Raw genomic sequence first — 7,192 nt, 5'->3', positions numbered from 1 at the left:
GACTAAGGCAAAATCCGTATTTCCTACTGATGACAGCTTGTTAAAAATGTTGTACCTGGCTATGATTGATATTACTAAAAAGTGGACGGGGCGACGTAAAGACTGGGGACAAATCCATTCCCAATTAGAAATATTCTTTGCCGACCGGCTGGACTAGCTTGACAGCCGGGCTAGTTTTCGTATAATGCTAACAGAGGGGCAATCAGCCTATCTGACTGTTTTGCCCTCTTAAAAAATATTGCTCTTTTTTATGCTATTTGGAGTTTACACAAAATCAGGGATACACCCGCTGGTTAAGAGAAAAACACTCACCTTGGTGGGTGTTTTTTCTTTGTGAGCAACAGGATTTACTGCATTGCTATGGTAGGGCAAGGTTAGGATTAAGTCTGTTACTCTTTTTTAATGATCTAGGCTATCTCCAACCATCATTTCCCCTTTTGTCATGATACAAAAGGGGAGCAAAAAATCTAGGCCTGATACTACAAAAGACTTGCCGGCAGAGGCAGATTCCTAAAATTCGAAACTCGCTTCGCTCAAACAATCGGATTTCTTAACGCAATCTGCCTCTGCCGGCATCCTTCGGACCGTCTTTTTCCATAAAGGCCGTGGGAAACGTCTCATTAGATAGCTTCCAGCAAATAAGTCAAATCGTTTCAAGGGAACTAATCTTGCTAGTCTTACTATATTACCTTGATATAAGAGACTGTATAGACTGCTTGCGACAATGTAGCTAATGATCGCTGCATTAATAAAAAAAGAAGACCGAAACAAGTTCGGTCCATAAACATAATCATGTATATAGTATAGAGGAAGAAATGTAATGCCTAATTAGGCAGTGGAAATCAAACTAGTTAACTTACTCGAGCGATAAACTAATCTTATGCCTTTTCACTGGTAGCTTTAAAGTTCCAGGTCATAGCCAGGAATAGCATTGCTATGATACAGGAGGCGATTAAAATATAGAAACCGGCATCCCAGCCAAAGCTTTTAACCGCATAACCGATGCCCGAGCTGGCACCTACTGTACCGAAAAGATAACCGAATAGTCCGGTAAAACCTGCTGCCGTTCCGGCGGCTTTTTTCGGAACCATATCTAGGGCACTGACACCGATCAACATAACCGGCCCATAGATTAAGAAGCCAATCGAGGATAAAGCAATGATGTCAAGCATTGGATTGCCTACAGGATTTTTCCAATAAAGAAAAACGGAAACTAAGGTAAGCGCCATGAAGATAAAGGTAACCGGCGAACGGCGTCCTTTAAACACTTTATCACTTAACCAGCCGCAAAGCAGAGTTCCGGGAATACCGGCGTATTCAAAGAGGAAATACCCAATGCCAGAGCTTTTAACGGACAGTTGCTTTACTTGCATCAAATAGGTAGGCGACCAGTCTAGCACGCCATACCGTACGCAATAAACAAAGGCGTTGGCAAAAGCGATCAGCCATACGTACTTGTTATTTAATACATAATTGAAAAGAATTTCTTTTACCGTCAATTCTTTTTCCGGATTTACATTGGTTGCGACTGTGGGATAATCATTTTTGTATTCTTCAATGGAGGGCAGCCCTTCGGATTGTGGAGTGTCTTTCAGGGTTAAAAATACATATAAGCTCAGTAATGCACAAATTACACCAGGAACATAGAACATTCCCTGCCAGCCGTAAGTACCTAACGCCCAAATGCAAATCGGGGCAATGAGTCCGCCGCCGATATTATGGGCCGTGTTCCAAATACCCATTTTAGTCCCGCGTTCACTGACGGAAAACCAATGCGTCATTGTACGGCCGGCCGGCGGCCAGCCCATCCCTTGAAACCAACCGTTAATAAACATAAGTACCCACATGGCGGCAACGCTGCCGGCAAAAGGGAAAAAGAAATTCACAACAGCGGAAAGTAAGAGACCGATACTCATAAAATAGCGGGGATTACTGCGGTCGGACCAGGTAGCCATGACAAATTTACTAAGGCCGTAAGCCAGACCTAAGGCTGCGCGAACATTGCCGACATCGGCGGTGGAAAAGCCAAAATGCTTGATCAGATGCGGTGCGGCCAGCGGAAAATTGCTTCTGGTCAGATAATAGGCGGCGTAGCCGAAATAAACACTGCAAAATACCTGAAGACGGGATTTAGGATATTTTTTATCAATCTCCTCGGCAGGTAACCGGGGAGTATGTGGGGCCGGTTTCATAAAATCAAACATCGGTGTTCTCCTTTTTATTTATTAATTTGCCGTTGTCTCAGGAAGGCGGCCCCCTGGGCCTACTTCACTGAGACGACGGCTAAGCGAGAAAAGGGGGCCTTATTCGGCAGAATCGCCGCCCTTTTTCGCTGTTTGGGTGCTGCCTGTTACAATATCCGTACCGGTATGATAAGGACTATTTGCATTAACGGTCGGATTGGCTACGGCCATACCACGGTCAATTAGTACCTTGCGCAATATCCAAGGCTTATCAGAAATCATTCCATCAACGCCCATATCAATTAGCATATTCATTTTGTCCGGGCTGTTTACTGTCCAGGGAACGACTTTAATGCCTAATTCATGAGCCTCGGTTACCATTTCATTAGAAAGTTCTTCCCAATAGGGAGATACTACATCGGCGCCAATCGCTTTAGCTGCTTTGATATAATCGCCTTTAAAAGTATCAATATCAAGGCCGGCCATCCAGGGGGAAGCACCTTTTTCATAGGGCTGACGGCACTGGCTATCCCGTCCCCAGGAAGGCTGCTCACAGGTTAAAGCAACCAAAGTAATATTGGGGTCCAGTTTTTTCATTTCTTTCAGGGTTCGCCAGTCGAAGGATTGCAGCATGACCCGGTCTTCCATATGATACTTTTTCACGATCTCATAGAACTTTTTGACAAAGACTGCCGGATCTGGGCTGTTTTTTGCTTCTGGGAAAGCCGGATCGGGATAACATTTGGTCTCAATATTAAACATGATTTTATCATTGCCATAAGCATTAGCTAATTCAAATACTTCTTCCAGAGTCGGAAGTTTGGTGCCGGGAACGGACAGTTGGGTTTTACCGTGTCCTTCGTAATAATCGCCGGCTTCCGGATTCATTGTACCTATGTCGAACTGCTTTACCTGCGCCAGCGTCATGGTACGGATATCATACTGGTTAGGTGCTACATATTTTCCGTCCGGGCCTTTGGCCAGATTGTGGCTCATAAACGGATTGTGACTGATGACGATTTGTCCGTCCTTGGTCAATTGCATATCCATTTCCAGTGTAGTTACTCCCAGTTCCATGGCATACGCAAAAGATATCAGGGTATTTTCCGGACGGGCGTCACGACCGCCACGATGGGCCTCAAAATCGAAAATCTGTGGGACCGCCTTAGCCTGGACCGGTGACATACCGATAAAACTCATACCGGATGTCAGGACGACAGTGGCAGCACCGGCTGCGAGAATGCGTTTCCAATAACCTTTCTTGCTTTGCATAGTACACGCTCCTTTTTGTATTTTGTACATAGAATTCATGTGCCCTAATTATCGCACTATACAGAAAATTTAGGTATCGGTAAAACTGCTGATTTTACCGTAAGAAAAACATAAAAAAATGCGTAGGAAAAAACACTACGCATAAAAAAGCTATTCAATTTAATAAAGGGAGAAGGTATTACGATTGTACGGGCAGTAAGCCATGCTTTAGAGCGTATTCTACCAGTTGACTTTTCTGAGTACAGTTTAACTTCTCCATCATCCTGGTTTTGTAGGTATCGACTGTTTTGACACTGATACATAGACAGTCGCCAATCTGGGTCATAGAGTAGCCACGGACAATGAGCTTAAGAACTTCCCTCTCCCGGGAGCTTAGCAACGTATAGGGATCGGTCGCAGGAGCTTCCATTTCCCTGCCGGTCAAAAAACTGTTTAAAAGCAATTGCGAGTTTTTGGGACTCAGATAGCGTTTGCCTTTGGCTACGACTCTAACAGCATCAAAGAGTTCCGTATCTACCGCATGTTTTTCCACATAGCCTAAGGCGCCTGACTGCATGGCCTCTTTAATGTAGTTTTCGTCCTCAAACATGCTGAGGACAAGAATTTTGGTGGAAAGCTTACGGCTTTTTATCTCCTTGATACATTCCAGACCGCCCATGTTAGGCATCGATAAATCTAGAATTAACACATCGGCAGCTAAGGTTGTCAGCAGTTCCAGCGCTGAAGCTCCGTCGGAAGCCTCGCCGACTACTTTAAAATCAGGTTCGTTGTTTAACAGCAGCTTTAGTCCGGTTCTTAGAACAGAATGATCGTCAGCTAGGATAACCTTTATTTTATACATAACATTCACTCCAAACGCATTGGTAATTGAACAGTAATTAATGTGCCCTTGCCGGCGGTCGTTTCAAATTCAAAATTGCCACCCAGCAGTTCGGCTCGCTCCTTCATTCCGTAAATTCCGAGCCGGCCGTTTTTGTGAGCTTTTTCCAAAGCTTCTGTAGTTATTCCTTTTCCATTGTCTTCGATCATTAAGGTAACCTTATTTTCATAGCAGGATAAAGTTATGTAGACTTGAGTAGCTTGGGCGTGTTTAGCTATATTGGTCAGGCTTTCCTGCAGGATGCGGTATAGGGCCAGTGAAATTTCATTAGCTAATAAAGGCGGGGAAGGGGATGTTAAAAAGCTGACGTCCATAAGATGCTGGTTGCGGAACGTCTGGATATATTTTTCCATGGCAGCGATAATTCCTAAATCGTCCAGGATGGGAGGGCGCAGTTCTACGGCCATTTTACGAAGCCCTTCCAGCACATTTACAGCTACGTCACGGGCTCCTAAGAGAAGCGTCTTTTGGTGCTCATCGGTCAATTTGGATAACAGCACCTTCATGTAGGCCAGTAAGGAAGCTAATGATTGATTGGTTTCATCATGCAGTTCACGGGATATCCGTTTTCGTTCTTCCTCCTGGATGTTATAGAGCTTATTCATTAATACGGCCCGCAAAGCTTCCTTTGTACGAAGTTCTTCCAGCAAGCGGTTATTTTCCTGTTTCTTTTGTTCCAGAGTAGCAGCCATTTGATTAAAAGCAGAAGCCAGATGACCGATCTCATCTTCCGTAGTTACTTCAGTCTTTATAGAAAAGTTACCACGTTCAATTTCTTTCGTTGCTCTTGCCAGCCGGGCAACCGGCCGGATGATAATGGACGACAAGCGGGTGGCGAAAAGCGAAGCGAGGCTGCAAAGGATTAACGTGATGATGAAAAACTCATTAATATTCTTATTTAATAATTTCTGTGTGGTTTTTTCCAGCATACCGACCCGGACAAAGCCAATGGAGCCTGCTTCAATGGGGACAATAATTTCGCGGACCAAGCCTTCATTGCTGTTGTATTTGGCGATTTGATAGCCCTCTGGGGTGGCATTATCCAAAGCAATGGGCGGTGTAAAGGCAATTTTGGCCGGTGAAGACTTGGGTGTATTGGCCAGGCCTTGCGGGAGGAGTCCGGAAAACGTATGAGCCAGAACCCGGCCATAGGAATCGGTAATTAAGATGTAACGAATGTCGTCATTATTGTTTTTAGCCTTATTTAAACGGTCAAAGAGGGCGTAATGATCGTCCAGTAAAATATCATTGTTGCTGAGACTGGCAATATAGGTTGCTACTTCCGCTCCCCGTTTTTCCATTTGGTAATTTAAAAGCCGTTCGGTAGTTCCGATCATGATGACGCCGATAATGATGCTGAATAAGAGTAGAATACCGATAATGATCGCATTGATTTTATAATAGATACTGATTTTTTGCAATTTAATCATGGTCGTGCACCTGTCCGCTTGTAAAGCTTTCGCAAGGGATCATATAAATCAGGGGCGGGGGGGACAAACCGGTCAATAACCAGTTTTTGCATGGCTGCCGCTGTTTCCGGATCTTGATGCATACTCAAAAAGATACGGCGTAATTCTTCTTTTTGTTCCGGCGGAACCCGTTGGCTGATAACAACCGGACCGGTAGGTGCCGGCTCCATCGAGGTGATAATGCGAACATTGGCTGCCAGTTCCGGATTACGAATTTTAACATACTCATAAATTTGGCTGTCGAAGCTGGCGCCATCGGCTATATGGTTGGCAACGGCCCAGAGTGATTTGTCGTGACTATAGGTATAGAAATAACGCTGAAAAAAACGCTCCGGTAATGTATTGTGGTCGCGCAGGTAGTCCTCAATGACCATATGGCCTGAGTAACTTAACGGATCGGTAAAAGCGAATACCTTGCCTTGCAGATCACTGATGGAATGGATATTGCTATCTTTATGGACAATTACATCGGCCGTGTAGAGAACCGAATTGTCATGTTCCGTCATAACCAAGGGTTCGATCTCATTCATTCCTTGATAGGAGCTGTAGGCGCCGGTAGAGAGAAAGGCAATATCTACATCGCCGTTGGCCAGTAGCAAATTAACCTCCGCATACGTTTTGCGCTGAACCAATACAGCGGGCCGCCCTGTTTCTTTTGAAACATAGTCGGCAATTTTGCGATAATAGATAATTGTTTCATGGGGAGACATGACGCTGGCCAGAGCAATGAAAATAGGCCGCTGCACAGAATCCTCCTTTTGGCTGACTGTTTCGTCCGCCGGGCGATTAAAGTCAATGTAAGGAAGCTGGTCAGTTGTATTGGGGCAGCCGGTTATAGTCATTACTAATAAAACGAGAGCGGAAAAAATAATGATAACATAATGATTTTTCATATGTTCTCCTAAAAGCCAGCGCTGTACGATGTACAGACCGGAATAATCTCACCAAGATTATAACATAAGTTATTTGGGTAATTAAGAAATTTAGACAAAGCTAACAATTTGTTTTGTAGAAATTGCTATTTGACATAATTCATTGAAAATGCTATTATATAAAAGTCGCTGAACACGGCGGCAGGAAATGGTAAGAAAGCCAATAAAAAACAGGTTGACAGGCAAAAGCTGATGTGATAGTATATAAAAGCTGTCGCAAGGCGGCGGTCAACAGGAACTGCGGTAACGCAGTCCGGTGTTCTCTGAAAACTGAACAATGTAAGGTATAAACAATATGCCAGATGTGCGGACTCGTATCACTTAGGTGATACAGTCACAATAAATAATTCTTTAAACAATTATAGAGCCATCAAAAGGCTCCATAAATAAAACTTTATGGAGAGTTTGATCCTGGCTCAGGACGAACGCTGGCGGCGTGCCTAACACATGCAAGTC

5 protein-coding genes and 1 rRNA gene are annotated in these 7,192 nt (G+C 44.2%); 1 reads left to right on the top strand and 5 read right to left on the bottom strand.

Translation table 11 applies throughout. The annotated features are described in order from the left end of the window. Positions 1 to 878 precede the first annotated feature (878 nt). The 5 genes from glpT to F3H20_RS19590 all read right to left on the bottom strand — a co-directional run bounded on the left by glpT (position 879) and on the right by F3H20_RS19590 (position 6,697). Complete coding sequence (gene glpT, locus F3H20_RS19610) at positions 879 to 2,204, bottom strand: glycerol-3-phosphate transporter (protein WP_149736529.1); 1,326 nt, start codon at positions 2,202 to 2,204, stop codon at positions 879 to 881. A gap of 99 nt (positions 2,205 to 2,303) precedes the next feature. Then, entirely contained in the window at positions 2,304 to 3,455 is a 1,152-nt protein-coding gene (locus F3H20_RS19605; RefSeq protein ID WP_149736528.1) for a glycerophosphodiester phosphodiesterase, read from the bottom strand. Positions 3,456 to 3,633: 178 nt separating this feature from the next. After that, positions 3,634 to 4,296 carry a response regulator gene (locus tag F3H20_RS19600; protein WP_149736527.1) on the bottom strand — a complete coding sequence of 221 codons (663 nt, stop codon included), beginning with the start codon at positions 4,294 to 4,296 and terminating at the stop codon, positions 3,634 to 3,636. A gap of 5 nt (positions 4,297 to 4,301) precedes the next feature. Further along, the gene (locus tag F3H20_RS19595; RefSeq protein ID WP_149736526.1) at positions 4,302 to 5,765 is read right to left on the bottom strand and encodes a HAMP domain-containing sensor histidine kinase; all 1,464 of its coding nucleotides are present in this window, start codon (positions 5,763 to 5,765) and stop codon (positions 4,302 to 4,304) included. Then, positions 5,762 to 6,697 (bottom strand): substrate-binding domain-containing protein, encoded by a 936-nt coding sequence (locus F3H20_RS19590; protein ID WP_149736525.1) that lies wholly within the window; start codon positions 6,695 to 6,697, stop codon positions 5,762 to 5,764. Before F3H20_RS19590 ends, F3H20_RS19595 begins: the two co-directional genes overlap by 4 nt. Before the next feature lie 432 nt (positions 6,698 to 7,129). Here F3H20_RS19590 and F3H20_RS19580 point away from each other — a divergent pair. Further along, a 16S ribosomal RNA gene (locus tag F3H20_RS19580) occupies positions 7,130 to 7,192 on the top strand; the annotation flags it as partial.

It is taken from the genome of Propionispora hippei DSM 15287 (assembly GCF_900141835.1).
In the GTDB taxonomy this organism is placed as follows: Bacteria; Bacillota; Negativicutes; order Propionisporales; family Propionisporaceae; genus Propionispora; species Propionispora hippei.
This window is presented reverse-complemented; position numbering and strand designations above follow the sequence as displayed.